Source organism: Thermotoga sp. SG1 (genome assembly GCF_002865985.1).
Taxonomy (GTDB): Bacteria; Thermotogota; Thermotogae; order Thermotogales; family Thermotogaceae; genus Thermotoga.
In genome coordinates this window covers 95,374-121,969 of the sequence record NZ_LNDD01000005.1, presented here as the reverse complement: position 1 = coordinate 121,969, position 26,596 = coordinate 95,374, and the positions used below count along the sequence as shown (strand labels likewise).

General features: G+C 47.2%; 28 protein-coding genes and 1 tRNA gene. 2 read left to right on the top strand and 27 right to left on the bottom strand.

All coding sequences use genetic code 11. The annotated features are described in order from the left end of the window. Nucleotides 1-10: 10 nt before the first annotated feature. The 4 genes from nusB to AS006_RS08190 all read right to left on the bottom strand — a co-directional run bounded on the left by nusB (nt 11) and on the right by AS006_RS08190 (nt 3,373). Nucleotides 11-439 carry a transcription antitermination factor NusB gene (gene nusB, locus AS006_RS08205; RefSeq protein ID WP_101513872.1) on the bottom strand — a complete coding sequence of 143 codons (429 nt, stop codon included), beginning with the start codon at nt 437-439 and terminating at the stop codon, nt 11-13. 24 nt (nt 440-463) lie between these two features. Further along, nucleotides 464-817, bottom strand: a complete 354-nt coding sequence (locus tag AS006_RS08200) for an Asp23/Gls24 family envelope stress response protein (RefSeq protein ID WP_101513871.1) — start codon at nt 815-817, stop codon at nt 464-466. A gap of 16 nt (nt 818-833) precedes the next feature. After that, nucleotides 834-1,391 (bottom strand): elongation factor P, encoded by a 558-nt coding sequence (gene efp / locus AS006_RS08195; protein WP_015919446.1) that lies wholly within the window; start codon nt 1,389-1,391, stop codon nt 834-836. A gap of 74 nt (nt 1,392-1,465) precedes the next feature. Then, nucleotides 1,466-3,373, bottom strand: coding sequence for a transketolase (locus AS006_RS08190; protein WP_101513870.1), 1,908 nt, complete (start codon nt 3,371-3,373; stop codon nt 1,466-1,468). 116 nt (nt 3,374-3,489) lie between these two features. Between AS006_RS08190 and uvrB the strand changes: the two genes are divergently transcribed. Further along, entirely contained in the window at nt 3,490-5,484 is a 1,995-nt protein-coding gene (gene uvrB / locus AS006_RS08185) for an excinuclease ABC subunit UvrB (RefSeq protein ID WP_101513869.1), read from the top strand. 15 nt (nt 5,485-5,499) lie between these two features. On the opposite strand, the gene AS006_RS08180 is transcribed toward uvrB, so the two are convergent. From AS006_RS08180 to ltaE, 10 genes are all read right to left on the bottom strand, one after another. After that, nucleotides 5,500-5,577 (bottom strand) — tRNA-Asp (locus AS006_RS08180). Nucleotides 5,578-5,615: 38 nt separating this feature from the next. Beyond that, entirely contained in the window at nt 5,616-6,170 is a 555-nt protein-coding gene (locus AS006_RS08175; protein ID WP_101513868.1) for a 2-oxoacid:acceptor oxidoreductase family protein, read from the bottom strand. 1 nt (nt 6,171) lies between these two features. Further along, complete coding sequence (locus AS006_RS08170) at nt 6,172-6,915, bottom strand: thiamine pyrophosphate-dependent enzyme (RefSeq protein ID WP_101513867.1); 744 nt, start codon at nt 6,913-6,915, stop codon at nt 6,172-6,174. Continuing rightward, entirely contained in the window at nt 6,912-7,967 is a 1,056-nt protein-coding gene (locus AS006_RS08165; protein ID WP_101513866.1) for a 3-methyl-2-oxobutanoate dehydrogenase subunit VorB, read from the bottom strand. Before AS006_RS08165 ends, AS006_RS08170 begins: the two co-directional genes overlap by 4 nt. A gap of 11 nt (nt 7,968-7,978) precedes the next feature. Beyond that, on the bottom strand, nt 7,979-8,212 hold the full coding sequence (locus tag AS006_RS08160; protein WP_199167539.1) for a ferredoxin family protein: 234 nt from the start codon (nt 8,210-8,212) through the stop codon (nt 7,979-7,981). A gap of 20 nt (nt 8,213-8,232) precedes the next feature. Beyond that, nucleotides 8,233-9,372 carry a butyrate kinase gene (buk, locus tag AS006_RS08155; RefSeq protein WP_101513864.1) on the bottom strand — a complete coding sequence of 380 codons (1,140 nt, stop codon included), beginning with the start codon at nt 9,370-9,372 and terminating at the stop codon, nt 8,233-8,235. Further along, complete coding sequence (locus tag AS006_RS08150; RefSeq protein WP_101513863.1) at nt 9,365-10,231, bottom strand: phosphate acyltransferase; 867 nt, start codon at nt 10,229-10,231, stop codon at nt 9,365-9,367. Before AS006_RS08150 ends, buk (AS006_RS08155) begins: the two co-directional genes overlap by 8 nt. Continuing rightward, nucleotides 10,228-11,307: a butyrate kinase gene (gene buk / locus AS006_RS08145; protein WP_101513862.1), complete on the bottom strand. Its 1,080-nt coding sequence runs from the start codon at nt 11,305-11,307 to the stop codon at nt 10,228-10,230. The genes AS006_RS08150 and buk (AS006_RS08145) overlap by 4 nt, the downstream gene beginning before the upstream one ends. 160 nt (nt 11,308-11,467) lie before the next feature. Continuing rightward, nucleotides 11,468-12,067, bottom strand: coding sequence for a hypothetical protein (locus AS006_RS08140; RefSeq protein WP_101513861.1), 600 nt, complete (start codon nt 12,065-12,067; stop codon nt 11,468-11,470). A 76-nt stretch (nt 12,068-12,143) separates the two neighbouring features. Then, the gene (ltaE, locus tag AS006_RS08135) at nt 12,144-13,175 is read right to left on the bottom strand and encodes a low-specificity L-threonine aldolase (protein WP_101513860.1); all 1,032 of its coding nucleotides are present in this window, start codon (nt 13,173-13,175) and stop codon (nt 12,144-12,146) included. Between the two features lie 93 nt (nt 13,176-13,268). Between ltaE and AS006_RS08130 the strand changes: the two genes are divergently transcribed. After that, nucleotides 13,269-14,093: an aldo/keto reductase gene (locus tag AS006_RS08130; protein ID WP_101513859.1), complete on the top strand. Its 825-nt coding sequence runs from the start codon at nt 13,269-13,271 to the stop codon at nt 14,091-14,093. Here AS006_RS08130 and AS006_RS08125 read toward each other — a convergent pair. The 13 genes from AS006_RS08125 to ruvB are packed head-to-tail and all read right to left on the bottom strand — an operon-like array spanning nt 14,073 to nt 26,491. Next, complete coding sequence (locus AS006_RS08125; RefSeq protein WP_101513858.1) at nt 14,073-14,852, bottom strand: HAD-IIA family hydrolase; 780 nt, start codon at nt 14,850-14,852, stop codon at nt 14,073-14,075. The genes AS006_RS08130 and AS006_RS08125 overlap by 21 nt on opposite strands. Further along, a complete protein-coding gene (gene rlmB, locus AS006_RS08120; RefSeq protein ID WP_101513857.1) occupies nt 14,842-15,570 on the bottom strand; it encodes a 23S rRNA (guanosine(2251)-2'-O)-methyltransferase RlmB in 729 nt (242 codons plus the stop codon). The genes AS006_RS08125 and rlmB overlap by 11 nt, the downstream gene beginning before the upstream one ends. Further along, nucleotides 15,476-15,943, bottom strand: coding sequence for a Mini-ribonuclease 3 (locus AS006_RS08115; protein ID WP_101513856.1), 468 nt, complete (start codon nt 15,941-15,943; stop codon nt 15,476-15,478). The genes rlmB and AS006_RS08115 overlap by 95 nt, the downstream gene beginning before the upstream one ends. 4 nt (nt 15,944-15,947) lie before the next feature. Next, complete coding sequence (locus tag AS006_RS08110) at nt 15,948-16,856, bottom strand: DNA double-strand break repair nuclease NurA (RefSeq protein WP_233185701.1); 909 nt, start codon at nt 16,854-16,856, stop codon at nt 15,948-15,950. 4 nt (nt 16,857-16,860) lie between these two features. Continuing rightward, nucleotides 16,861-17,598: a ZIP family metal transporter gene (locus AS006_RS08105; RefSeq protein WP_101513854.1), complete on the bottom strand. Its 738-nt coding sequence runs from the start codon at nt 17,596-17,598 to the stop codon at nt 16,861-16,863. A gap of 9 nt (nt 17,599-17,607) precedes the next feature. Further along, the gene (locus AS006_RS08100; protein ID WP_199167537.1) at nt 17,608-18,444 is read right to left on the bottom strand and encodes a purine-nucleoside phosphorylase; all 837 of its coding nucleotides are present in this window, start codon (nt 18,442-18,444) and stop codon (nt 17,608-17,610) included. A 37-nt stretch (nt 18,445-18,481) separates the two neighbouring features. After that, entirely contained in the window at nt 18,482-19,837 is a 1,356-nt protein-coding gene (gene dnaB / locus AS006_RS08095; protein ID WP_101513852.1) for a replicative DNA helicase, read from the bottom strand. Nucleotides 19,838-19,848: 11 nt separating this feature from the next. Further along, nucleotides 19,849-23,028: an LptF/LptG family permease gene (locus AS006_RS08090; RefSeq protein WP_101513851.1), complete on the bottom strand. Its 3,180-nt coding sequence runs from the start codon at nt 23,026-23,028 to the stop codon at nt 19,849-19,851. Next, nucleotides 23,012-23,719 (bottom strand): phosphate signaling complex protein PhoU, encoded by a 708-nt coding sequence (gene phoU / locus AS006_RS08085; RefSeq protein ID WP_038067310.1) that lies wholly within the window; start codon nt 23,717-23,719, stop codon nt 23,012-23,014. The genes AS006_RS08090 and phoU overlap by 17 nt, the downstream gene beginning before the upstream one ends. Next, entirely contained in the window at nt 23,716-24,492 is a 777-nt protein-coding gene (locus AS006_RS08080; RefSeq protein ID WP_101513850.1) for an NAD(+) kinase, read from the bottom strand. Before AS006_RS08080 ends, phoU begins: the two co-directional genes overlap by 4 nt. Further along, entirely contained in the window at nt 24,489-24,785 is a 297-nt protein-coding gene (locus AS006_RS08075) for a YggT family protein (protein ID WP_101513849.1), read from the bottom strand. The genes AS006_RS08080 and AS006_RS08075 overlap by 4 nt, the downstream gene beginning before the upstream one ends. Beyond that, nucleotides 24,786-25,475 (bottom strand): YggS family pyridoxal phosphate-dependent enzyme, encoded by a 690-nt coding sequence (locus tag AS006_RS08070; protein WP_101513848.1) that lies wholly within the window; start codon nt 25,473-25,475, stop codon nt 24,786-24,788. An 11-nt stretch (nt 25,476-25,486) separates the two neighbouring features. After that, nucleotides 25,487-26,491 (bottom strand): Holliday junction branch migration DNA helicase RuvB, encoded by a 1,005-nt coding sequence (ruvB, locus tag AS006_RS08065; protein ID WP_101513847.1) that lies wholly within the window; start codon nt 26,489-26,491, stop codon nt 25,487-25,489. Nucleotides 26,492-26,596: the final 105 nt, after the last annotated feature.

The following is a 26,596-nucleotide window of genomic DNA, read 5'->3' as shown; positions in this document are numbered from 1 at the left end:
TTTATCACCTTCACAAATCGAATTTTTCCTTTGGAGCGTTCTCTTTTGCAATTCTATCCAGTATGCCGTTTACGAATTTTCCGCTGTTTTCAGTACCATATCTTTTGGCTATCTCTATGGCTTCATTGATCGTAACCTCTATGGGGATGTCTTTCTCGTAAAGGAGTTCATAGGTTCCAAGCCTCAGGATGTTTCTGTCAACAGCAGAGAGACGATCTATCGTCCAGCGCTCAAGGTACCTGGAGATGAGATCGTCTATCGTTTGAAGGTGTGCTTTAATGTTCCGAATATAGCGTCTTGCATCTTTTTTTGCCTTTTCATCGTAACTGTCGTCCAGTATTTCCTCGAGTATCTGCTCAAGATCCTCATCTTTCCTGAATTCATGTTGAAAAAGAGCTTTGAAGACAGCAAGCCTCATTCTTCGCCTCGGTGTTTTCATGTCTGGATCTCCTTTCTTGAATGTTCATTCTTGGTTCTCTTCACCCTCCTCGGGTTCTTCTATCTCTTCTTCCTTCTCGAAAACGTTCTCCACCGTTACGTTGATGGATTCCACTCTCATGGAGGTCATCATCTCGATATCGTGTTTCACTTTCTCGGTGAGTTTGGAAACGTATTCAGGAATGGGTTCACCGTAAGGGACATCGATTTTGAACTCGATGACGAGGCTGTCATCTGGGTTCCTTGTGACATCCAGACTCTTTCTGATTTTCTTCATCACTCTGGAACCAACGTCTCCGAGAAACTCTCCAATGCTTCTGATCGCGATCTCTTTTATCACTCCATCGGATATTTCGATGTTCTTGTATTCCTCTGCCATGCCAATCCCCCCTTTTTTATGCTCTTCCCACGTACTCACCTGTTCTTGTGTCAACCTTTATTTTATCACCAGTTTCTATGAAGTAAGGAACGGTGATCTTCAGTCCTGTCTCAAGCACGGCTGGTTTTCCGCCACCGGAGACGGTGTCACCTTTGAAAGAAGGCTCTGTTTCCACAACGGTCAATTCAACGGTGGTGGGAAGTTCAACACCTATAGGAACACCCTCGTGGAAAACAAGGTCTACTTCCATGTTTTCAACCAGATAGTACTTGGCATCCCCGATTTCTTCTTCGCTGAGAGCGTGCTGTTCGTAATCGTCCAGGGTCATGAAATAATAGTGGTCTCCATCTCTGTAAAGATACTGGGCTTTTCTGAAGGAAAGTTCTGCTTCGGGTACCTTTTCACCACTCGGGAAGTTCACTTCCCTCACAAGACCTGTTTTCACATTCTTAAGTTTTGTTCTAACAAGTCCACTTCCTCTTCCCATGAAGTGTTTGCTTGCCTCGAGTACCCTGTATATCTCACCATCGTAGATGATGAACATGCCCTTTTTCAGGTCACCTACTTCGATCATGCAAACACCTCCCATAACAAAATCTACGAGGGGATTCTCTCCCCTCGTAGAATTTTACCATAACAGCGATGTTTTCAGAGCATTTCTTTGAGCCTTGAAACGATGCCTTCCTTGTCCAGACCGTAGAGTTTGTAGAGGAGTTTGTAATCTCCGGATACGGCGAACTCTGGAACACCGACCCTGACGTATTTTTTCGGCAGGATTCCATTCTCAAGAAGCACCGTTCCAAGATAACTTCCAAGTCCAGTGAGGACGTTATGATCCTCCACCACGAGAACGGGTTTTCCATCGAGCACCTTCAGTGTCTCTATGTCAAGATCCACAGGACAGGATACATTCAACACAGAGACTCTGATACCTTCTTTTCTGAGATCGTCGGCTGCTTCCACCGCAAGATGGAGAGTGGATCCGTACGTTACGATCACAGCATCGCTTCCTTCCCTCACAACGTCGATCTTTCCGTACTCGAAGGTGTAATCCTCTCCGAAGAAGGGTTTTCCGTTTTCATCCAGAACGATGGGAAGTTTTGATCTTCCCATGGCGATCACGAAGTTTCCGTATTCTTTTGCGGCGTATCTTACCGCTCTGTCCGTCTGGTTCGGATCTCCGGGAACGATCACCTTGAAGCCGTACCAGTTCATGGGACCGGAGATGTAATCGAGCCCATGGTGAGTCTTTCCGTCTTCTCCCACGTTGAGACCACAGTGCGTGACGACGACCTTCAGATTTGTTCCGTTTATGGCGTTCAGCCTGTGCTGATTGTAGGTCTCGGAGATTCCAAATACACCGAAGTCTGCAAAGAATGTGATCACACCCTCTGCAGAAAGCGCTCCCGCCATAGCAGCGGCGTTGTGTTCCTGAACACCAACTTCTAGAACCCTTTCTGGAAATTCTTTGTCCAGAAGATCCAGTTTCACTGAACCTTTGAGGTCACAGTCCACAGCAACGATGGGCGTGGCGTCAGAGTTGTCTGCGTTCTTCTTCACCAGATCGAGAAGTGCTTTTCCAAAGGCGCTTCTGTTGTCGAGAGGTTCGGTGTAGGTGATGGGATCTCCCGTATCGATCTTCACAGGGTAGGTTTTGTGAACTTTTCTGTGCTTTTCCACAGGAAGTTTCTTTCTCTTTTCTATGTAAACATCTACGTCGTTTTCGATGCCGAGTTCTGAAAGGGCCTTCTCCAGTTCTTCTCTGTTCAGAGGTTTTCCGTGGTATTTGACCTCGTTCTCCATGAAGGAGACGCCCTTTCCCATAACCGTCTTTGCGAGAATGGCAACTGGATTCAATTCATCTTCAACCGCTTCTTTCAAGGCAAGGTAGATTTGTTCGTAATCGTGACCGTCAATTTCGATTACTCTCCAGCCGTCTGCCAGATAATTTTCCTTTATGTTCACGGGCATGACATCCCTGGCTCGTCCACTGATCTGGGCGTCATTGTAGTCGATGATCACGGTGAGGTTTGTGACACCGTATTTTTTCGCTACCCTTCTTGCTTCTGCCACCTGTCCCTTTGCCTGCTCAGCATCACTCATCAGAACGAAAACGTGGTAATCTCTTCCTGTGAACCTAGATGCCAGGGCAAACCCGAGTCCGGCTGAAAGACCCTGGCCGAGATTTCCTGTGGTCCAGTCGACTATTCCTACTCCACGGGTCACGTGTCCTTCGAACACAGAAGCGGGATGTCTGAATCCCGTGAGAACCTCATCGAGGTCGACAAAACCAAGACGAGCCATCGCAGCGTAGACGCCGGGAGAGGTGTGTCCGTGGCTGATCACGATCCTATCCCTTGCGGGATCATCGGCAGGTTTCAGTTTTGCGTATTTGAAAACGGTGAGATACAGGTCGATGGAGGACATGGACCCACCGGGATGTCCGGAGTTTGCGATGTAGGTCATCTTCAGGATATCTCCACGGCAGAGTCTTCCAAGTTCCTTCAATTCTTTGAGTTCGCTTTCTGGAAGCTTTTCGTAAGGGAATCTTTCCATTGTTAAACCTCACCTCCTCCGATTTGAGTCATAATAATGTGTGGAAATGTTTTCAACCATCTTCTGAGATTCTACCATTATTGAGATGTTAAAAAGTTTTCAAGGAGGAAAAAATTGTGTTCAAGCTGGTGAGTGAATTTGAGCCCACCGGTGATCAGCCACAGGCAATAGAGAAACTGGTGGAAGGATTGAACAGAGGAATGAGGTTCCAGACACTTCTTGGTGTTACAGGAAGCGGAAAGACCTTCACCATGGCCAACGTGATAGCGCGTGTGAACAGGCCAACACTTGTGATCTCTCCAAACAAGACCCTCGCCGCTCAACTGTACCAGGAGTTCAAAACCTTCTTTCCCGAAAACAGGGTGGAGTTCTTCATCAGTTACTACGACTACTATCAGCCGGAGGCTTACATACCCACCAAAGATCTCTACATAGAAAAGAACGCCGATATAAACGATGTGATCGTGAGGATGCGCATGTCCACCCTGAAATCGGTCAGAACCAGAAGAGATGTGATTGTCGTTGCAAGTGTCTCGTGTATTTACGCCACGGGGGATCCAAACGATTTCGACAAGATGAATATAAAACTCTCTGTGGAAGATAAAGTGGATGTTTTCGAACTTGCGGAAAAACTTGCAAAGATAGGATATCAGAGAACCGAAGACGTATCTCTTTCTGGATGTTTCAGAATAAGAGGTGATACGCTGGAGATATATCCTACCTATCAAGATGAAGGTATACGCATAGAATTTTTCGGCGATGAGATAGACTCTATTTCTCTGATAGATCGCTTTAATCGAACAACCATTGAAAGACTCGACAAAATCATCATCTATCCTGCTGTGGAGTTTGTGACGACCGAAGAGAAACTGAAAAGAGCTATTAAATCGATAAAGGAAGAACTCAGAGAAAGACTCGCTGAACTCAAAAAGCAGGGAAAACTACTTGAATACGAAAGATTGAAGCAAAGAACACTGAACGACATAGAACTTCTTGAAACCATGGGATACTGTCCTGGCATAGAAAACTACTCTAGACACTTCGATGGAAGAAAACCGGGAGAGCCACCCTACACACTCCTGGACTATTTCGACGATGATTTCGTGGTCTTCATAGACGAGTCTCACATTACGGTACCTCAGCTCAGAGCAATGTACAACGGTGACAGATCCAGAAAGAAAAACCTTGTGGAGTATGGATTTCGTCTTCCCTCTGCCTACGACAACAGACCACTCACTTTCGAAGAGTTTCTGAAGAAGGTGGGGCAGATCGTGTTCGTCTCAGCCACACCGGGAGATTTTGAACTTTCTGTTTCTGAACAGGTGGTCGAACAGATCATAAGACCAACTGGCCTCGTCGACCCAGAGGTGGAGGTTCGTCCCACTAAAGGGCAGGTGGACGACCTCATAAACGAGATAGTGAAGGTGAAACAGAGGGGAGAAAGGGCTCTTGTGACGGTTCTCACCAAAAAAACAGCAGAGCTTCTGAGCGAACATCTCACAGAACTCGGTATAAAGTCCCTGTATCTTCATTCTGAATTGGATGCGATAGAAAGAGTTGAAGTCTTGAAAAAACTGAGGCGCGGTGATGTAGACGTTGTGGTTGGGGTGAATCTTTTGAGAGAGGGGCTCGATCTTCCCGAAGTTTCTCTTGTTGCCATCATGGACGCTGATGTGGAAGGATTTCTTCGGTCTGAAACAACTCTCATACAGATAATTGGAAGAACCGCAAGGAACGTGAATGGGAAGGTAATCATGTACGCTGACAGAATAACGAACGCCATGAAGAGAGCGATCGAAGAGACGAACAGAAGAAGGAGGATACAACTTGAATACAACAAAAAACACGGTATCACACCACGCTCCATAGTGAAACCGCTTGAGATAGAGGTGTTCGAACAGTTCATGGTGAAAGAAGAACCTGCCAAGTACGGTGATACACTCAAGAATATCTTTTCTATGAAAGAAAGTCTCTCTCTGGAGGAGTACATGAGCCTTCTGGAAGAAGAGATGTACAGAGCAGCAAGTGAACTGAGATACGAAGATGCAGCTGCCTTGCGTGATGAGCTCTTCAAGGTCAGAGAGGTGTTGAAAAAGAAAAAGGGGCATTGAGCCCCTTTTGTTGTCTGGCGGGGACGACGGGATTTGAACCCGCGACCACCGGTGTGACAGACCGGCATGCTAACCGGGCTGCACCACGTCCCCTGGACCGAATATTATTTTCTCAGAAAAGGGATACCTTGTCAAGAGGACCCACAATGTGATTTTCTTATGTACTCTCTTCCCTTCGAAAGCGCCATCAGATCTATCTCCAAAAGATCCTGCCTAGTGATTTTCTCACCGAGAGCTTCTCTGACGGCCTCAAAGCTCACCACTTTTGTCAGTTCTAGAAGGGCTCCAATCATTACCATGTTCGCTGCTTTTACACTTCCGAGTTTTTCTGCTATCTCGTTTGCAGGAATTTCTACTATCTCAATATCGTCCCTTTCCAGAACGTGTTCGACTATAGATGAATTCACAAAAAGAATTCCCCCCTGCCTCAATTTTGGACCGAACTTCATCATCGATGGAAAATTCATCGCAATCACTTCCGTGGGATGATCAACAACAGGTGAATTGATAGGCTTTTCATCGACGATGACCGTGCAGTTTGCCGTACCTCCTCTCATCTCCGGACCGTAGGAAGGAAGCCATGTGGCGTTTTTTCCTTCAATGACGGCCGCCATGGCTACGATTTGCCCCGCAAGCATAATCCCTTGTCCACCAAATCCCGCTATCACCATAGCGTGATATCCCATATTAATCCCCCACCTTATCTATGAAAAGCCTTGGAGGAAACTCTTTTGTCATGTTTTCTAAAAGCCACTTCTGAGCCTCCACAGGTGTCATTTTCCAGTTGGTTGGGCATGTACTCAACACTTCCACAAGTCCAAACCCAAGACCCTTCAATTGGGCAAGAAACGCCTTTTTTATGGCTTTTTTTGTGTTCAGAATGTCTCGAGGAGAACTGACGGCGGTGCGTTCAAGGTATGCAACACCCGGGATCGTACTCAGAAGTTCGGAAACATGGAGCGGAAATCCTTCATTTTCCACGTTCCTTCCACGTGGACTCGTGGTGGTTTTTTGTCCCAACAGTGTCGTTGGAGCCATCTGACCTCCGGTCATACCGTACACCGCGTTGTTCACGAATATCGTTGTCAGTTTTTCTCCCCGATTGGCTGCATGGATGGTTTCGGCTATGCCTATGGACGCGAGGTCTCCATCACCCTGATAGGTGAAGACCACGCTATCTGGCAACGCTTTCTTAATACCAGTTGCCACCGCAAGGGCTCTTCCATGTGGGGCCACGGTTCCATCCACATCGAAGAATTCGTAGGCAAAAACAGAACATCCCACAGGGGCAACCATTATGGTTCTGTCCTGTATGTTCAGTTCGTCTATCACTTCGGCTATCAGACGATGAATTATTCCGTGGTGACAGCCAGGGCAGTAAGTGAACTCTTTGTCGTTCAGAGATTTTGGCCTTTCGAATATGACTTTCATCGTATCACCTCCTTGAAGGCAAGACATATCTCTTCGGGTGTTGGAACGATCCCGCCCATCCGTCCATAGAAATAGACGGGAACTTTTCCGTTCACCGAAAGCTTGACGTCCTCCACCATCTGCCCGGAACTCATCTCCACCACGAAGATACATTTCACCCTTTCTGAGATCTCACCCAACCTTTTTTGAGGGAAGGGCCAGAGAGTTACTGGTCTGAACAGTCCCACCGGTAGTTTTTCCTCTCTCAATTCGTCCACAACGCTCTTTAAAATCCTACCGACGGTTCCGTATCCTACCATCAGATATTCAACATCGTCTGCTCTGTACTCCTCCCATCGCTGTTCTTTGTCTTCAATACGCCTGTATTTTTCCTGATATCGTATGTTCATCTGTTCAAGTCCAACTGGATCTATGTTGAAAGCAGCTATTCTGTGAGGTTCTCTGTTTTTAGCACCCGTCAATGCCCAGTCTGAGTGATCAGGTAAAGTAGACAGATCTCTCACTGGCGGCAGCTCCACCGGCTCCATCATCTGGCCTATCATTCCATCCGCCAGAACAAGAACGGGGTTTCTGTATTCGTCAGCGAGGTCAAAAGCAAGTTGTGTCAGATCGACGGCTTCCTGAACCGTTGAAGGAGCCAGAACAATGAGTCTGTAATCTCCGTGCCCTCCTCCTTTCACCGCCTGAAAATAGTCGCCCTGGGAAGGCTGAATGTTACCAAGTCCCGGTCCACCGCGGACTACATTGACAAAAACACATGGTAGTTCTGCACCGGCTATGTACGATATTCCTTCCTGCATCAAACTGAAACCGGGAGAAGACGTTGAGGTCATAACACGCTTTCCCGTACAAGCAGCTCCGTACACCATATTCACGGTTGCCACTTCACTCTCTGTTTGAAGGAAAACTCCTCCCACTTCTGGAAGCCTTTTTGCCATGTATTCGGCTATTTCACTCTGAGGTGTGATGGGATAAGCAAAGTAGAGTCTACAACCCGCCCTTATGGCTGACTCTGCTATCGCTTCGTTGCCTTTCATCATGATCTTTTTCATACTATCACTCCTCAAACTTTCATCTTCTCCTTCTTCTTGACATCACGGAAGACCGTGATACAGACATCTGGACAACTGAGATAGCACAGTCCGCACGCTATGCAACCTTCTCCTTTGTATTCGGCAGGGTGGTAACCTTTAGAGTTGTACTTTTTGGAAAAACCTATCACTTTGACTGGACAGACATTGATGCACAGACCACAGCCTTTACATCTTTCCGAATCGATCATTATGTATCCTCTCATCCTTTCACCCCCCGATTCTCTCAAGAAGATTTTTTCGATTGGACAAGCTCGAGGTAGGAATTGTACTTTTCTTTCCATTTTCTTGCCTCTTCTGAGTAGTTTTTTGCTCTCTCTTCTCCTTTCAGAACCCTGAGTGCTGAAAGAGCGAGTGCCTTTTCCTCGTTGCTTCCAGGAAATACCAAAACTTGTGCTATGAAACTCACTTTCTCTTTTATCCAGGGAACGAGAAACTCACTTTCATGGGCAAGACCTCCTGTGAGAATAATGAAGTCTACATCTCCTTTCAAAGCGGCAGCCATCTTTCCAATCCACTTGACTATCTGATACGCCATTGCTCTGTAAACCCTTTCTGCCCACCTGTCACCTTCTTTGATCCGCTTTACTACCTCTCTGGCATCGTTGGTTCCAAGGTAGGCTACGAGCCCTCCGTTTCCTACAATGCGCCTTTTCATCTCTTCATAGGAGAATTTCCCACTGAAGCACAGATCGATGAGCTGTGTCAGAGGGAGTGTGCCGCTTCTTTCGGGTGTGAAAGGCCCCTCGCCATCCAGTGCGTTGTTCACATCGATGATCCTTCCTTTACGATGGGCGGCAATCGAGATTCCTCCGCCCATGTGAACAACAACGAGGTTCAATTCTTCGTATTTTTTTCCAACAGTCTTTGCCATTTCTCTTGCAACAGCTTTCTGGTTGAGCGCATGAAAGATTGACTTTCTCTGATAGTCAGGATGTCCACTGACACGGGCGACTTCTTCCATCTCATCGATCACAACAGGATCAACGATGTAAGCGGGAGCACCTGTTTCAAGTGAAAGATCGTACGCTATGAGTGCTCCCAAGTTCGAAGCGTGTTCGCCGTTTTTTCCCGATTTCAAAGTTTCAATCATCAGGCTGTCTACTATGTAGATTCCACCTGGAACAGGATCTACAAGACCACCACGACCAACGAAAGCCGAAAAAGAGGAGAGAGAATAACCAGAATCCTCAACAAATTCTCTCACCAAACTTTCTCGAAACTTCAGTTGATCGACAATCCTTCGATACTTTCCAATCTCTTCGGGTGTATGTACGATGCTTTTCATATTCACCATGTTTTCATTTTCGAATATCGCCACCTTCGTGGAAGTGGAACCAGGATTTATAACGAGTATTCTAAACATTCGATTTCACCTCATTCTGGGCTATCAGCACTCCAAGAACGATCGAAAAAAATCTAGTTTCCTCTCCATCCGCCCGGGATGTGAGGATGATTGGCACTCTACCCCCAACAACAACGATGGCGGTTCTGCTATGAGAAAAATGTACGAGTGCTTTACTGAGGATGTTTCCAGCTTCTATGTGTGGAACGATCAGAACATCTGAAAAACCCGTTTCTTTGCTGATTGCAGCATCCAGGGTGAACGGTCCATCGACGATGCAGTCGCTTCTCCGCTGAAACATTTTCGACAGAATGGCAATCTCGGCTGTCAAAGAATCTTCTTTTCCTGTTCCAAGAAGAGCAACCCTTGGTTTTTCTATTCCAAGGGTATGAGCAACAAGAACGGCGTTTTCCACGATGTCTAATCTTTGTTGAAGATTCGGTGAGATGACCATTCCTCCGTCAGAGACAATCAGTAGCTTGTGATAGGTGGAAACCTCATGAACACTCACGGCGGAAAGAATCCTTTCGGTTCTGAGTTTGTACTCTTTTCTGAGGAAGATAGACATCAGATCACTCGTTTTTACCATTCCCTTCATCAAGATGTCTGCATCGCCCTTTGCAACGCTTTCCACAGCCATTCTGGATGCTTCGATGGAATCTTCTGCGTTGATCATCTCCACATCGAGCATCAAATTCATTGAGTTTGCAAGGGTTTTTATCTTTTCTTTGTTTCCAAAAAGCACGGGTTCCACTATTTTCATTTCTTTAGCTCTCAAAACGGCTCTCATGGTCTCTTCATCATGAGACGCTGCTACGGCGAGTTTCATTCCACGTGCTCGTGAGTGGACCGCTTCAATGATTTCTGAAAAGGTTCTCATCTTTTTGTTCTAGCCTCCCGATAATCTCTGGCTTTTTCTTCCCCTCGGAGGACCCTCAGAACTCCAAATGCGAGGGCCTCCATCTCCATATCTCCTGGTATTACTTTCACCGTTCCAAAACTTGAAACGTGATCAACTATCGTGTCCACAAATCTTTTCTCTAAGGCCATTCCACCTGTTATCACTATGGCGTCTGGCTTTTCTCCAAGAACGGCACACATTCCTCCAATTTCCTTTGCTATCTGGTATGCCATGGCTTCGATAACCAATCGTGCTTTAAATGAGCGTTTCGTCATCCTTATCGCTTCTTTCAGGTTTCTTGTACCAAGGTAGGAGATCAAACCACCGTTTTTGGTGAATTTCCACTTCAGATCCTCCGCAGAGTATTTAGCGGAGTAGGCTGTTTTCACCACGTCCCCAACGGGAAGTTCTCCCGTTCGTTCTACACTGAATGGACCTTCATCGTTGGCGTTGTTCACATCTATCATCCGACCATTCTTCAGTGCACCCACAGAGATACCACTTCCAAGATGGACAACCACCATCTTAGCTTCTTCAAAGGACTTTCCTATTTCTTTTGCTACCTTTCGTGCCACGGCTTTGATGTTCAGTGCATGAGAGTAACTCTTTCTTTCGATTTCGGGGATCCCGGAGAATCTGGCCTCATCGCACATTTCGTCCACGGAAACAGGGTCAACAACAAAGCAGGGTATTCCATACGGTTTGCCCAACCTGTACCCAATGACGGCAGCCAGGTTTGAAACATGATCCACCGGAGAGCGATTCAAAAGGTAATCCACCATATGATCGTCCACCACATAGGTGCCACCGGGCACCGGTTCAAGAATGCCTCCACGAGCAGCGATGGCATCGAAATCTTCTATTCTGTAGTTGTTATCTTTCAGGAATTTCTCAACAGCACCTCTTCGCAATGATTCTTGATCCATCACTCTTTTGAAATCATTCAGTTCCTCCAGACTGTGGTAGATCCTCTCTTCACACACCTTTCTTTCGTCTTCGAACACGGCGATCTTTGTGGAACTCGATCCGGGATTTATGCCGAGAATTCTGTACAACCTACCACCCCTTTTTTATCCAAATGTTACAAGCATTTTTAAGGAATGTTCCATAGGAATATTACCATATAGAAACATCAAGATCAAAATTCATCAACATTACACCAAAAAAAGAAAAACAGGCCCCTTGCGGGGCCCGCCGGGCGGTGGGGAAAAAGATTCACTCCTGAACCATATCCTGAAGTACCTCGAACCCTTCGTCTGTGAGGAGAACAAAGAGCATTCTTTCAAGTCCTCCCAGTCTTCTGTACTGGTCAACTGTTATGATGTCATCCACCTTTCTTACAAAGTCTCTGTAGGTGTCGCTGATCTCATCTTTCAGGTCCCATATCTGATCCTGAAGGTCCTCTGCTGTTTCTGTATCTCTTTTCACCAGTGCGTTGTAGTACTCTTCGCGCAGTTGTGCCAGTTTCTCTTCCAGGGAGTCGATCTTTTCTTTTGCCTCTTTGACGATGTCGTAGAGTTCTTTCAACTGATCATCGCTCAGATTCAACTGGTCTATCGCTTCTGCCACTCTTGTTTTGAATGCGAGTTTCAACTGTTCTTCGTCTCTGATCCTCAATCCAAGGCCATAGTTGAAACCTCTCTCAGTTCTCATGTGATACTCCGGCACACCGTAGCCAAAACAGTTCTCTCTTTCATACATCAGGGGTTGTCTGTCGAATCCGGGACCCATGGGGTATCCGCCAAAACCTCTGCCCGCCGCGAAGAGTCCCATGGCCACCACAAGAACCATCATCACCACAAGGAACTTCTTCATGCTACCACCTCCTCTTTAAGGTCTTCGGTTTCATCTTATCGCCTCGATCGTGAAAAAAACGTGAAATTTTTTCGTGTCAGGAGAGTTTTCTGAAGAGTTTTTCAAAAACGTTCAGAGCATCTTCTATCTGCGATCTTGAGACGTCCTTGTGTGTCACCAGTCTGATCTCCGTGTTAGACAGAACGGATGCCAGAACACCGTTTTCCTCGAGTTCTTTCAGAAACATGGAAGCGTTCACCCTCAGGTTGCTGGTTCTCAGGATCACCATGTTGGTTTCTACATCTTCAGGGCTTATCTGGTATCCAATCTCCTTCAATTTCGTGGCGAGGAATCTGGCGTTCTCATGATCTTCTCTCAGACGATCGACCATCTTTGTGAGGGCGATTATCCCGGCGGCGGCAAGAACACCCGCCTGCCTCATTCCGCCACCGAGCATCTTTCTTGCCTTCCTTGCCTTTTTTATGAATTCGCTATCACCGACCACTACCGATCCAACGGGTGCACACAGTCCTTTGGAGAGACAGAACATGACGGAATCGGCATACCTGGCGTATTCCTTCACAGAAATTCCGGAGGCAACAGAAGCGTTGAAGATTCTTGCACCATCCACATGGACGTTTATTCCGAATTCTTTGGCTATCGAGTAGATCTCTTTCATATTCTCAAGGGGTATTACCCTGCCACCGGAGCGGTTGTGTGTGTTTTCGATGGTGATAAGAGAGGTTCTGGGAAAGTGGATGTTTTCAGGTCTTATGGCTCTCTTCACATCGGCAGGGTTCATAACACCGTTTTTCCCGGCAACGGGATGGGGCATGACACCTGAAAGAACTGCCATGGCTCCAACTTCGTACCAGAAGATGTGACTGTTTGCCTCGAGTATCACCTCATCGCCTCTTTGAGTGTGTGCCATGATGCTGACCTGGTTTCCCATGGTGCCAGATGGCACGAAAAGAGCATCTTCCTTTCCGAAGATCTTCGCTGCAAGTTTCTCCAGTTCGTTGACTGTGGGATCTTCCCCGTACACATCGTCTCCTACTTCGGCCTGAGCCATCGCTTTTCTCATCTCTTCTGTAGGTTTTGTGACTGTGTCAGAACGAAGATCTATCATTTCTTCACCTCCCATCGATTTTGTTTGAATTCTATCACCGTTTCCCAGAGAATGAGTTATAATAATATCAGACTAATTCAGGAGGCGTTGAGAATGATATACAAAAAACTTGGAAGAACAGGAGAGAAAATACCCGCCCTTGGGCTTGGTACGTGGGGAATAGGTGGATTTGAAACTCCGGATTACTCGAGAGACGAGGAGATGGTAGAACTTCTCAAAACGGCGATAAGGATGGGATACACACACATAGACACCGCCGAGTACTACGGAGGAGGACACACGGAGGAACTCATAGGAAAGGCGATCAAAGAATTCAAAAGGGAAGATCTGTTCATAGTGTCGAAGGTGTGGCCAACTCACTTGAGAAGGGACGATCTTTTGAGATCCCTGGAGAGCACCTTGAAACGTCTCGACACAGATTACGTGGATCTTTACCTCATCCACTGGCCAAATCCTGAAGTTCCACTCGAGGAAACTCTGTCCGCAATGGCAGAAGGGGTGAGACAGGGCCTCATCAGATACATCGGTGTTTCCAATTTTGACAGAAAACTCCTGGAAGAGGCGATCAACAAATCGGAAGAACCCATCGTCTGTGATCAGGTCAAGTACAACATCGAAGACAGAGAACCAGAAAAAGACGGCCTTCTGGAGTTCTGTCAGAAAAACGGCATAACGCTGGTTGCCTACTCGCCTCTGAGAAGAACCCTCCTCTCGGAGAAGGTGAAAACTGCCCTTGAGAATGTAGCGAAAAACCACAACGCCACCGTGTTTCAGATCATGCTGGCGTGGCTTCTCGCAAAGCCAGGTGTTGTCGCCATACCAAAGGCGGGCAGAGCGGAACACCTCAGGGAGAACCTGGAGGCAACGAAGATAAATCTGACAGAGGAAGAGATGAAACTACTGGATAGCCTCGCATAGTTCTTTCAGGTTTTCGAACACAAAGTCGGGTTTTATGCTGGCAGACTTCAGATCTTCCAGGATGGTCTCTCCCGTGAGAACGAGTATGGAGACTATACCGGCGTTCTTCCCAAGTTTTATGTCGGTGTAGAGTCTGTCTCCGACCATCGCCATCTTTTCTTTTGGAACGTTGAATTTCCTTGATATCACCTCAACCACCAGTGGGTTCGGCTTTCCCACTATGACACCCGGCCTTCTTCCGGTCGAGGCTTCTATGGCCGCCATGATGCTACCGGCATCCGGAATGGGTCCTTCCTTCGAAGGACAGTTCACATCCGGATGGGTGGCTATGTATTCTTTCCCGGATCTCAGAAATATACAGGCTTTCTTGAGTTTTTCGTACGTGAGGGTCTTGTCGAAACCGAGAACCACAAAGTCAGGATCTTCGTCCACCACAAGATGTCCGTATTCTTCGAAAACCCTTTGCAACTGGGGAGTTCCCAGAAGAAAGATTCTGCTTGGTCCGTACTTTCTCAACATGTACTCTGCCGTCACCTCACCTGAGGTGATCACAGAGTCGTCCGATACGTCAACACCCATTTTCCTCAGTTTTTCTACATAATCGGAAGACCCAAGGGAAGAGTTGTTGGTAAAAAACACTGCTTTTTTCCCTCTTGCTTTCAGGGTTTCCAAAAACTCTACCGCACCGGGAAGGAGGGAGTCATCGAGGTAGAACGTTCCATCCATATCCAGAATGAAGAGATCTATTTCACTCAGCACGCTTCATCCTCCTCTGCCTCACTGCTTCGAAAAGGACGATTCCCACACTCACCGAAACGTTCAGAGAATCTATGTCGCTTTCCATGGGGATGGTCAGCACTCTGTCACATTTTTCTTTCACGAGTCTTCTGATGCCCTCTCCTTCGTTTCCGAAGACAAAAGCGGTTGGAAGTGTGAAGTCCTCTTCGTAGATGGGTGTTCCGTTCACGTCGGAGGCATAGACCCAAACCCCCTTCTCTTTGAGTTCCTCTATTGTTCTTGCAAGATTCGTCACGATCGCTATCTTTGCTCTGAAGACTGTTCCCGCAGAAACTTTAACCACCGTCTCTGTCACCTTCACGGATTTGTCTTTCGGAATGATGATACCGCTTGCACCAGCACCAACGGAGGTCCTGACGATGGCTCCCAGATTGTGCGGATCCTGAACCTGATCGAGTATCACTATCAGGGGGGACGTTTTCGACTCCAGAATCTCTTCCACGGAGGAGTACCTGTATTCCTGTATATCGAAAACCACTCCCTGATGTTTCTTCGTTCCTGAAAGCCTTCTTAAATTCTCCTCTGACTCAAAGGAATATTTTATGCCCCTCTCTTCGACCTGTTTTATCAGAGACAGAAAGTAATTACCTGGATTTTTCATCTTCTGAAAGAAAACTTTCTTTATCGGAACGTTGTTTCTGAGTGCTTCCTCCAGTATCTTCCTTCCGTACACCCTCAACGTCCATCACCGCCAGAAGTTGTTGAATTCGCTGAAAATCTCTCTTCAGGAAAAGATAGCCAACGAGCGCTTCGAACCCCGTGCTTTTCCTGTAAAGTGGATCGTTTCCATACCTTTTGGCAGCCTTTGAGTTCATCGCTCTTTTCACAACTTCCCGTTCTTCTTCGGTCAAAAAGTTCCAGAGAGATTCTAACATCCGTGCCTGCCCATGCTTCGACGTCCATTCTTTCACCCTCTCGTGTATAGTGGAGATTCTGTAGTTTCCAGCGAATCTCAGGCGAAACACGAGTTCCAGAACGGCATCTCCTACGTAGGCAAGAACAGCAGATGGAACACGATCAGCCTTCGTGTCGAACTGGAATATACCCTCCACTTTTTCATCTCCCGATTCTCAAATACGCGAACAGTTTCGTGTTCATGTAGTGTTTGTCCGTGAGATAACGGGAGAGACTCTCCTCTAGAAACTGGATCGGAAGGATGTTCTCTGGGAGTCTTGGAATGGGAAGGTCCGCTGTGAGGTGAGGTAGAGTGGCTGCAAGATCATCGAAGGTCTTTTTCAAAGAAGGAATCTGTGTGTCATCTTCAACGTATGCTTCCAGTCTGATCAACCCCTTCGTTCCTTCACCGTCAACGAGTTTCACATATGTTCCTACCTTCTTCATGGTACCGGTCCCCACAACGAACATCTGGCTTCTCTCTCCCCTTCTGAGGGAGCGAAGTTTCCTGAAATCCTCTCTTCTCAGATCCGTTGTGTTTACGTTTTTCACAAGACCGACTGGGCCAGTACCTTCTCTGAACGGCAATTCCGAAACAGCAGGTCCGTCCTTTACAACGAGAGTGCCACTTTGAAGGTGTTTTCTGACCTCCTGGATTTCCAGTTCCCTAAGATGGGAATCCACCGATTCCATTGCTTCTCTTCCACCTTTTACTATCTTAAAGACACTTCCCTCCACCTCAACGTATCCTTCTTCCGGGAAGTTCTGGGAAAATCCCAGCACCTTTTCAACAACCGGCGGAGACTGTGGTGAAAAAAGAGGAAACGTTCCCCTATCTTTTTCCCACACAACAGCCCCCACACAGAGTTCGGCGAACACTCCTCTGAATCCTTCATCGGTTTCTATCCACACGAAACTTCTTCGTTTTCCATCCACGAAGATGATGCGCTCCAGAACCGTTCCATCTTCTCGGCTGTCTTCTTCAAGAAAGTTCGATTTCTCCGAAAAACTCTGATCCCTTCTGTGTTCTTCGATCTCGTTCTGTACACTCTCCACCCTTTCGATACGCACGTTCTCACCCCAGCGCCACATCGAGGGACGCCATGACGATGAAACCTACCATGATCCACCAGGTGGAAAGAAGTTCGTTCCCTTTGGAATGTGTTTCTGGAATCACTTCATCACTCACAACGTATATCATCGCCCCGGCGGCGAAGGCCATCATGTAAGGAAGCAGCCTTTGTGAAATCGAGACGATACCCGCTCCAAGGAGTCCTCCAATTGCTTCCACAAGTCCCGTGAGGAAGGTAATGAGAAAGGCTTTGCCCTTTTTGTACTTCATGGGGATCAGAGACGCCATAACTGCGGCTCCCTCTGGAATGTTCTGTACACCGATCGCAATGGCTATGGACAGAGCCTGTGGAGTGAAGGCAGAGATCCCAACTGCCATTCCCTCGGGAAAGTTGTGTATCGTTATGGCGATCACGAAGAGCCAGATACCTTTCAATCTTTTCGCGTCCGGTCCCTCATGACCCTTCAAAAGATGTTTGTGGGGAATGAGTTTGTCGGCAAGGTTGACGAACAATCCCCCAAGAGCAAAGCCCACTATGAACCTGATGATTCCCCCCATCTCAAGAGCGGGCGCAACCAGACTGAAAGCACTGGCCGCTATCATGACACCCGCGGCGAAACCCAGAAACGAGTCTATCGTTTTGTCACTCGTGCGGTGTGGTTTCAAAAAAAGGAATGGCAACGCACCAAGGGAGGTTGCCATTCCCGCTATGGAACTGTAGAGGATTCCCTTCAAAATCATTTTTTCACCTCAAAGTTTTCTGACGACCTCGAATATGATCTGGGCGATCTTTCTTCCTGTCTTCTCTGCAACCTCAAGAACCTCTTCGGCAGTCAGGGGTTTGAGATCTTCGGGGACCGCCCTGTCCGTGATGGCGGAGATCCCAAGCACTCTGATCTGTCCGTGCCTTGCAACGATGACTTCGGGTACGGTGGACATACCAACGGCATCCGCACCGAGTCTTCTGAGCATTCTGAGTTCTGCTGGTGTTTCAAAGCACGGACCAGTCACCGCCACGTAAACTCCCTGGTAAACCGGTATCCCCAGCTCTTTTGCACTGTTGTAGGCAAGATTTATCAGCTCTTTGTTGTAGGGTTCTGACATGTCAGGAAACCTGGGCCCCCACTCGTCCACGTTGGGACCTATCAGTGGATTGTCCCCCATGAAGTTTATGTGATCGGTTATTATCATCGGTCTTCCCACTTCAAAATCGGGATTCAGACCGCCAGCAGCATTGGTAACGATCAGGATCTCCACTCCAAGAAGCTGCATCACTCTGATGGGGAAGGTGACTTCTTTCATCGAGTATCCCTCGTAGTAGTGGAATCTTCCGTTCATCAGCATGACGTTTTTTCCAGAGAGCTTTCCAAAGATCAACTCTCCCTTGTGTCCCGGTGCTGTGGAGATGGGAAAACCGGGTATTTCGCTGTAAGGTATCTTCTTTGAAGTACCTTCCTTTTCTACCTCGTCCGCTATCACCGACAGTCCGGAACCCAGTATTATGGCTATTTCAGGTGATTCATCGATCTGTCCTCTCAGATATTCAACGGCTTTCTCCACTCTTTCCTTGTAGGCTTTTATATCCACTTCGAACACCTCCCCGGCCTTTTTCAAGAAAATTCTATCACGAATGCACCAAATCCACTTCGTGGAACGTCACCGTCCTCGGATCGAAGATGAGTGTGATCGTTCCAACGGGTCCGTTTCTTTGCTTTCCTATGATGATCTCCGCTTCGTGAGGCTCATGGAGTTTGCTTCCTTCCTTGTCCTTTTTGCTCTTATAGTACTCGTCCCTGTATATGAAGATGACCGTGTCGGCATCCTGTTCGATCGCACCAGATTCCCTCAGGTCACTGAGTCTTGGCCTCTTATCCTCTCTTTGCTCCACCGCCCTGGAAAGCTGAGATAGAGCCACTACAACGATATCTAACTCTCTTGCGAGAAGTTTCAAAGATCTGGAGATCTCCGATATTTCTTGCTGTCTGCTCTCTTTTCTTCCCTTGAGATGCATGAGCTGAAGATAGTCAACGAAGATGACCTTTACATCGTACTCCTTTTTCATCCTTCTTGCTTTCGCCCTCAGTGTTCTCGGATCCAGGAGGGTTTCATCGTCGACTATTATTGGAGCTTTGTAGAGTTTGGATGCGGCTAGTGTGAGCCTTTCCCACTGTTCCTGATCGAGATGTCCCGTTCTTATACTGTACAGATCCACACCAGACTCCATACTGAGAAGTCGCTGAGCCAACTGCTCCTTGGACATCTCAAGACTGAAAATTCCAACTGGTATTTCGAAACTGACAGCCATGTTCCTGGCTATGGAGAGCGCAAAGGACGTTTTCCCCATGGATGGCCTTGCAGCGATGATCACCAGGTCGGAGTTGTGAAAACCCGTGGTCTGCTTGTCCAGACTTTTAAAGCCCGTTGGAAGACCAGTAACGAGAACACCGGGTTCTATGACGTTTGCCCTTTCTCTGAAGTTTTCCAGGTTTTCAAAGACACGATGCATGATTCCTCTCAGGTGATCGTACGACTTGGTTGTCTTCATTTCGGAGATTTCAAATATCATCTTTTCGGCGTTGTCAAGAAGAACATCCACGTCTTCTTCCATGTAAGCACTTTCAGAGATTTTTCTTGAAACCTCAATGAGTTGTCTCAGAATGGATTTTTCCTTGACGATTTCTGCGTAATGAACGGCGTGAGCAGAACTTGGAACCGCCTCTGCCAGGCGGGCAACTTCCTCGTCCCCGCCGATTTCCTCGAGTTTTCCCATACTCTGAAGTTTGTCACACACGGAAATAACATCCACCGGCTTTCCTTCGTCGTAGAGCTCTTCCATCGCCCTGAATATGTACTGGTGTTTTTTCAGATAGAAATCCTCGTGACTCAGTATCTCCAGTACATCGTTTATGACGGATGGATCTATCAGTATGCTCCCAAGAACGGCGATCTCTGCTTCCAGATTGTGCGGAGGTACTCGCATCCTATCACCTCTCAAAAGACGTTCACGCCCAGACCTTCCTCCGAGTCGAATCCGATACCACTGTTTGGAAAGTCCCTTATGTAGAAGAACACCGAGAAGTTTTCGAGGGAAAAGTCCCTACCGAAAGAGGCAGATACCTTTGCCCCGAGACAGTGAAGTGCCTTTTCAACGGACACGCTGAAAGACCTGACGTTCCAGTTTTCAAGAGAGATCGACAGATCGAAAGTGGGATCTCCATTTTTCATCCCGTAGGAAAGATCCAGATCCTCGCCATCGAAATCCAGTTTTATGGAATGTACGATCTCTTCTCTTTTGAAGTTCCCACGTATCCAGAATCTTTCCAGTTTAAAAGGATCGACCTTCACCTTAGAGTACGCCGTTATCCTTGGATCCTCCATGAAGAGAAAATCACTTCCGTATATTCTCATCTGGTCTTCAATGTATTCGATGTTCATTTTGTCGTAAAAGTAGGTGAAGTAGAGTTTGTTCAGCAACGATCCAGCCCTCTGTTGAAATTCCCATCTGGTGTAACTCTTTTTCAAATCATCCAGGACGAAACGGGTGGTGGCATTGATCGTATGAGTCAAATCTTTCGTTTTGAAGGAGAAAGAAGTCTTCAGGTATGGATCGGAAAACTCTTCTTCGATGAAATCGTACGTTGTCTCAAGTGAGAAGCGAAAACTTCCGTAAGAGAACTTCGCCTTCAGGTCCACCTCGTTTCTGGACTCGTTCTGTGAGAACTTTCTCAGGTTTTCCCCACGAACCACGTAGAGTTTGTAGTAACTCTCAAAGGAAAAAGGGCCAAGCGGTACTTTCAGTGTTGTTGTGAAAAAATTCCCGACGCGATATCCACTTTCTTCGGCCCTGTAGATGCCAGCGTATATTTTATCATCCAGTGTTATAAGTTTCCCGAGAGAGAGATTCTGAAGATCCCAGACAGAATCCACTTTGAGAAAGCTCACCTCTTCATCGAAGATCCCGTTTTCGAAGAGGTATTTTCCGGTGGTGTTGACGTTCACAGTCTGAAGAAGAAAAAACGGAACCGATCGAAATGAAAGGTTCACCGTTCCGGAGGTCTCGCTGTCTTCACCCTCCACACGGGTTTCATGGGTGAAACTGTTCACGGATAGGGTTCCCTGACTCGATTTGAAGGAAGCCCTCTTCAGAGTTACACGTGGAACGATGTAAGCACCATCCGACGATTTTTCCAGCAAGATGTTCAGATTTCCGTTCAGAACTTTTTCCTTTCGCTCAAAACGATACGTTCTTTCCTCATCCTGGGAAAAGAGAATCGTGTTTTTCTCGTCGAAAAGTTTAACCAGAGCCTCACGAGAGTCTGGTGATTCTTCGTAGTTGACGTTGACCGTCCAGTTTCCCAGTTTGTGGTTCCATCCGAACTCCTTCCAGTTTCCCTTCCCAAGCACACTCTTTGCAGAAAAGGACACAAGACCCCGTGCGTAGGAAACGTTGTACGAGGTCTTCAGATAGGGATTCTGCCCGCATCCAATCTCCACAGAAAAGGGGTGCGGTTTGTCGGACAGAGAAGTGAAAAACACAGGCTGGTAGAATATCGGTATCTCCAGAAGATAAAAAACCACGTTTTTGGCCAGAAGGTAGTCGTTTTCCTTCATCTCCATGTACGTGGCCTTCAGTTTGTAGTGAGGAGGAGTCTCCGAACAGGTGGTGATGTAGCCAAAGTCCACAGTCGTTTTTGAACCCTCGACTCTGATTTCCTCTCCTGACAGATAGATCTTTTTCTTCTCTCTTTCTATCTCAACGATGGTGCTTCCCCTCACGTGGAAAAGAAGGCTCCTTTCACCTTCGGGATAGAAGATCAAGCGGTCGCTTTCCAGAATCGTGTCTTTTTTTCTGTAGACCACTTCTCCGGTGGCCTCGAGATATTCTACTCTGTCTTCTTCGGTGAGATGAACAACGGTCTTGCTGGCCTGTATGGTCGCATCTTTGTAGGTGATCTCCACATTTCCCAGAAAAATCATCTTGTCTGTGAATCTTTCCATCTGATCGGACACAATGTTTATCTGAGAGGAGAAAAGGGAAGTGCCGAAGATGAAGATCAAGAGCAGAAAAATCCTGGTGAGGAACTCCCGAATCCTGTAGGCAACAGCGGTGTCAAGGAGTACAAAAAGAAAACCACCCACGACGGAAAACACGATGTTTGGAATCCACGGTGCGAAACCAGGATCCAGAAGGTTTTCTTTTCCCATAGCACTGAGCCAGGCTCCGCTTCCCTGGTACAGAACAACAAGAACAAAAGTGAATATCACACCCCAGGATTTGCTTCTGAGTTGAAAGAGCAGAGAGAGCGGCACCCCAACGAGAACTATCACGATGGGAGTGAGAGAATTTGCGTATCTGCTCTGAAGTTCCACTATCCATGGAGAGGGCTTTATGCCGACCTTTCTGAAGAACTCTATTTTCTCCTTGAGCTCTTTTCCAGTCATTTCTCTCGGTGTCTTTCCCACGCGAAGGAGGTTTTCTATATCCTCGGTTATGTCGAGCTCCATCTCGGAGAAATGAACGTCCAGTTTCAAAAAGCCATCTTTGTCCACCGTGTAATACCTTCCATCGAAGAGATACCATCTGTCCTTTCTCTTCTGCACCCTCTTTGCGGTGACTATCTTCTCTTCACTTCCGTACTTGAAGATCACAACGTTCCAGAGGGTGTTCGTCTTTTCATCGTACTTTTCAACGTAGAAGTACTGGTCTTCGCCGATCTTCGAGATCACGTTCTCCACAACGAAGACTTCCGGTTTTTTGAGAACGTACTTCGACATGGCTTCCTCTGCCTTGGACTGATAGACCGGAACCACCTGATCGTTGAGAAAGAAAACAGCCACAGACAGGAAAATGCTCAGCAAAAGAAAAGGAACGATCAGGTTTTTCTGAGAGATACCGTGGACCTGGATGGCCATGAGTTCTCTGTCCTCAGAGAGTTTTGAGAAGGTCCAGAAGATGGAAAGCAGCACACCCACAGGAACGCCCATTGCGACGAAATAGGGCAGGTAATAGTAGAGTAGAAGAAAAAGTTTTCCGATACCAACCCTGTGCCGAACTATCAGATCCGAAAGTTGATAGAGTATCTCGATGCTGACGAAGATGATGAAACCGCCAAGCCCTATCAGGAAAGGTACAGCAGAAAGTTTCAGAAGGTACTTAGTCAATATTTTCAAACAACACCCCTCCGGCTTTCTTGAAGAGAAGGAGCTCGTCGTGGTAGCACTTGTACGGTTCTCCTTGAACCATGTATACGGAGACCTCCACAATGTTCGTTGCGTAATCTGCAATGATCTCTATATGACCGGCTATTTCAAGCAGAAGTAAAGCCCTTTTCACGTACTTTGGAGATTCCATCATGTAGAGAAGAAGTTCTTCTCTGACCTTCTCATACAGATCGTCCACCTTGGAATCCATTCTGCAGACCTCGAAGGATTTCTCCACGTTCACATCTGCGAACATCCTCAGAGCAAATTTCAGCATCTCTGAGGTCTGGTTTGCCATATTGGGTATGTCCTCCAGCGGTTTCAGCGGAGGCTCTTCCATGAGTTCGAGGACGTTTTTGGCTATATCGTGACATTTGTCTGCGATGTTTTCTATGAGTTCTGCAACTCTTATACCGGCTGTGACAGTCAGGAGGGGTTTTCCGATAGGAGAGAAGAGTCCAAGGATTTCCATGGCTTTTTCCTGAATCTCCACTTCCATCTGGTCAACGACCTCCTCGTCAGCGATCACTTCTTTTGCCAGTGATTCGTTTCTTTCAACGAGAGCGGATATTGAGTTGCGGAACATCTTTTCTATGAACCATCCTGCCTTCAAAACACCTTTTTTGAACTCCTCAACCCTGTCACTCAACAACCTGTTCACTCGATGCGCCTCCCGTAACCCAGCTTCTCCCTCACAATCGCCACGTAGTCGTACTTGGTTGGTCTGAGGATCTTGACGTACTTTTCGGCCTTCTGAACGATCACTCTCTTGGTCTTGCCCACCATCGTTCCGTCTATCAACAGGTTGATCTCCCTCTGGCACTCTACAGTGACTCTGAAACTGGAGGGTATCACCACGCTTCTGGTCAGAAAAAACTGCGGTGCGATGGGAGAGATCTCCAGCACTTCACATTCAGGAAATATTATCGGTCCACCGATGGAAAGTGAGTACGCCGTGGAGCCCGTTGGAGAAGCAACAACCACTCCGTCAGCAAAGAACCACATGGAGGAATGATGTTCGACGTTCACCTCTATCTCCACCATCTTTCCGCTCAGATCCCTTTCCAGTGTAGCATCGTTCAACGCAAGGTATGAACCGATATCACTCTCCACACGGATGAACCATCTCAACTCCTCTCGGAAGTTCCCCTTTTTCAGATCCTCCAGAAATTGATCCACTTCTTCGAGAGTGTAAGACGTAAGGAATCCCAGTCTTCCTGCCTTGAATCCCACCAGAGGTGTTCCATCAGCGGCCTTTCTTGCCGCCCTGAGCATCGTGCCATCTCCACCGACCACCACTATCAGATCTGCATCAACGACGCTTACAGTGCTTGCTTCATGGAAGCCTACAATTTCGTGTTCTTTTGAGAGTTTTTCTTTCAGCAGAGCTCCTTCTTTCTCTTTCTCCTCTCTGTACAGAATCGCTATCTTCATGAGAGCCTCACCGCCAGATCGAAGAGGGTTTCAACAAGGAACTCGTCTAGAAAAAGAAGGATGAAAATGGCTATCATGGGTGAAATGTCGACCGATCCTATGGGAGGAAGAAAACGTCTTATGGGATTCAAAACAAGAGAAGAAAGAGAATCGAAAAATCTCCTCACGGGATGGTAATAGTAAGGCATGACCCAGCTGAAGATCACCGAAATCACGATTGAAACGATCTCTATGTAGATGAAACTCCTCAGAGTCACAGCGATCGCTCTCAACAGATTTCCTATCACGAACATTCACTTCCCTCCTTCGAATATGGCGCTTCCTATTCTGACTATGGTTGCACCTTCTTCTATTGCAACCTCGAAGTCGTTGCTCATCCCCATGGAAAGCTCCTTCAGTTTTATGTTTCCACTGAACCTCTGCGACAGTTCATCTCTCAGTTTTCTGAGTTCTCTGAACCCCCATCTCACCTCTTCGGGATCTTCAACGTATGGTGCCATGGTCATAAATCCAAGGACTTCCACGTGATCGAACTTCTGGCAGGTTTTCAGGAATTCTTCGACACTCTCAACGGGTAGGCCAGCCTTCGATTCTTCACCGAAGACGTTCACCTCGATCAGTATCTTCTGAACCTTGTTGATCTTTGCTGCTCTCTTTTCAATCTCCTCGAGTTCTTCCACTCTCCAGACAGAGTGTATGAGTTCACACTTTGGCACGATGTATTTCACCTTGTTCGTTTGTATTCTTCCGATGAAATGCCAGATGATGGGTTCCCCTTTGAAATGTTCACTCTTTCTGATGAGATCTTGCGCTCTGTTTTCACCAAAATCTCGAACTCCAAGAAGGAAAAGTTCCTCCATCTCTTGAACGCTGGCGTACTTTGAAGCGACAACGAGTTTCACTTCCGAAGGGTCTCTACCCGAACGAAGGGCAGCATTTTCTATTCTCTCCATGACTTTCTCCAGGTTTTCTCTCAATCCCATCCGAAATCACCTCAGAAGAGGCGGTTTTCTGGAAACTCGTATTTGAGGTGTTCGTAAGCCTTTTTTGTTGCGATCCTTCCACGTGGAGTCCTTGCGATGAAACCAGACTGGAGAAGGTAAGGCTCGTACACCTCACTTAAGGTGTCTGCCTCAACACCGAGAGAGGCGGCAAGGGCATTCAGACCCACCGGCCCTCCTCTGTACACCTCTATGATCGTCTTCAGGATCTTCCTGTCGAATTCGTCCAGTCCTTCTTCGTCTATGTTGAGGATTTCCATGGTCTTCTGAACGATTCTGATGTCGATTCTGTCTGCACCTTCGACTGTGAGCATATCCCTCACTCTCTTTGTGAGCCTTATCGCTATTCGGGGAGTTCCCCTGGAGCGTTTTGCTATCATCTCCGCCGCTTCTTCTTCTATTTCAACGTCCATCAGTCTGGCTGCTCGCTTTATGATCTCCCTCAGTTCCTCCGTTGTGTAGAAGTCAAGCTCAAGGATCATACCGAACCTGCTCCTGAGGGGAGAGCTCAGAAGGCCGCTTCTTGTTGTGGCTCCAACGAGGGTGAACGGCTGGATGTCTATCCTTATGGACTTTGCACTCGGTCCCTTTCCGATCATTATGTCTATCTGGAAGTCCTCTATTGCAGAATAGAGCACCTCTTCTACGGCTTTGTTCAGTCTGTGAATTTCATCTATGAACAGTACGTCACCTCTTTCCAGACTCGTGAGAATGGCGGCCATGTCTCCCTGCTTTGCCAGAACGGGGCCACTGGTTACGTGTATGTTCGTTTGCATCTCGCTTGCGATTATGTGGGCAAGGGTCGTTTTCCCGAGCCCGGGAGGGCCCGCAAGGAGTATGTGGTCGAGTATTTCCCCTCTCATCTTTGCGGCTTTCAGTGCGAGGGAAAGTTTCCTTTTAACCTTCTCCTGTCCGATGAACTCGTCCAGACTTTTGGGCCTTAAGAACTGAACACCGCTGTCGTAAACGGTTCTCTCCGGCGAGAGAAAATCACTCACTGTTTCACCTCTTTGCTTTTTCTGTTCAAATTTCATTTTAGCACAGTGGAAAGGGGTGAACTTGACAAACAAAGGGGGCTTACGCCCCCTCTGATTCTGTGTCGG

Bases quoted from the DNA above. Each gene is read 5' to 3' on its own strand.
- nusB (WP_101513872.1), bottom strand. From the start codon at position 439: ATGAAAACACCGAGGCGAAGAATGAGGCTTGCTGTCTTCAAAGCTCTT.
- AS006_RS08200 (WP_101513871.1), bottom strand. From the start codon at position 817: ATGGCAGAGGAATACAAGAACATCGAAATATCCGATGGAGTGATAAAA.
- efp (WP_015919446.1), bottom strand. From the start codon at position 1,391: ATGATCGAAGTAGGTGACCTGAAAAAGGGCATGTTCATCATCTACGAT.
- AS006_RS08190 (WP_101513870.1), bottom strand. From the start codon at position 3,373: ATGGAAAGATTCCCTTACGAAAAGCTTCCAGAAAGCGAACTCAAAGAA.
- AS006_RS08175 (WP_101513868.1), bottom strand. From the start codon at position 6,170: ATGGGATATCACGCTATGGTGATAGCGGGATTTGGTGGACAAGGGATT.
- AS006_RS08170 (WP_101513867.1), bottom strand. From the start codon at position 6,915: ATGAAAGTCATATTCGAAAGGCCAAAATCTCTGAACGACAAAGAGTTC.
- AS006_RS08165 (WP_101513866.1), bottom strand. From the start codon at position 7,967: ATGAAAAAGATCATGATGAAAGGCAACGAAGCGATAGCAGAGTCAGCC.
- AS006_RS08160 (WP_199167539.1), bottom strand. From the start codon at position 8,212: ATGAGAGGATACATAATGATCGATTCGGAAAGATGTAAAGGCTGTGGT.
- buk (WP_101513864.1), bottom strand. From the start codon at position 9,372: ATGTTTAGAATACTCGTTATAAATCCTGGTTCCACTTCCACGAAGGTG.
- AS006_RS08150 (WP_101513863.1), bottom strand. From the start codon at position 10,231: ATGAGAACCTTTTCAGAAATCATTGAAGCGGTCCACTCACGAGCACGT.
- AS006_RS08140 (WP_101513861.1), bottom strand. From the start codon at position 12,067: ATGAAGAAGTTCCTTGTGGTGATGATGGTTCTTGTGGTGGCCATGGGA.
- ltaE (WP_101513860.1), bottom strand. From the start codon at position 13,175: ATGATAGATCTTCGTTCTGACACAGTCACAAAACCTACAGAAGAGATG.
- AS006_RS08130 (WP_101513859.1), top strand. From the start codon at position 13,269: ATGATATACAAAAAACTTGGAAGAACAGGAGAGAAAATACCCGCCCTT.
- AS006_RS08105 (WP_101513854.1), bottom strand. From the start codon at position 17,598: ATGATTTTGAAGGGAATCCTCTACAGTTCCATAGCGGGAATGGCAACC.
- dnaB (WP_101513852.1), bottom strand. From the start codon at position 19,837: ATGCGAGTACCTCCGCACAATCTGGAAGCAGAGATCGCCGTTCTTGGG.
- AS006_RS08080 (WP_101513850.1), bottom strand. From the start codon at position 24,492: ATGAAGATAGCGATTCTGTACAGAGAGGAGAAAGAGAAAGAAGGAGCT.
- AS006_RS08075 (WP_101513849.1), bottom strand. From the start codon at position 24,785: ATGTTCGTGATAGGAAATCTGTTGAGAGCGATCGCTGTGACTCTGAGG.
- AS006_RS08070 (WP_101513848.1), bottom strand. From the start codon at position 25,475: ATGGGATTGAGAGAAAACCTGGAGAAAGTCATGGAGAGAATAGAAAAT.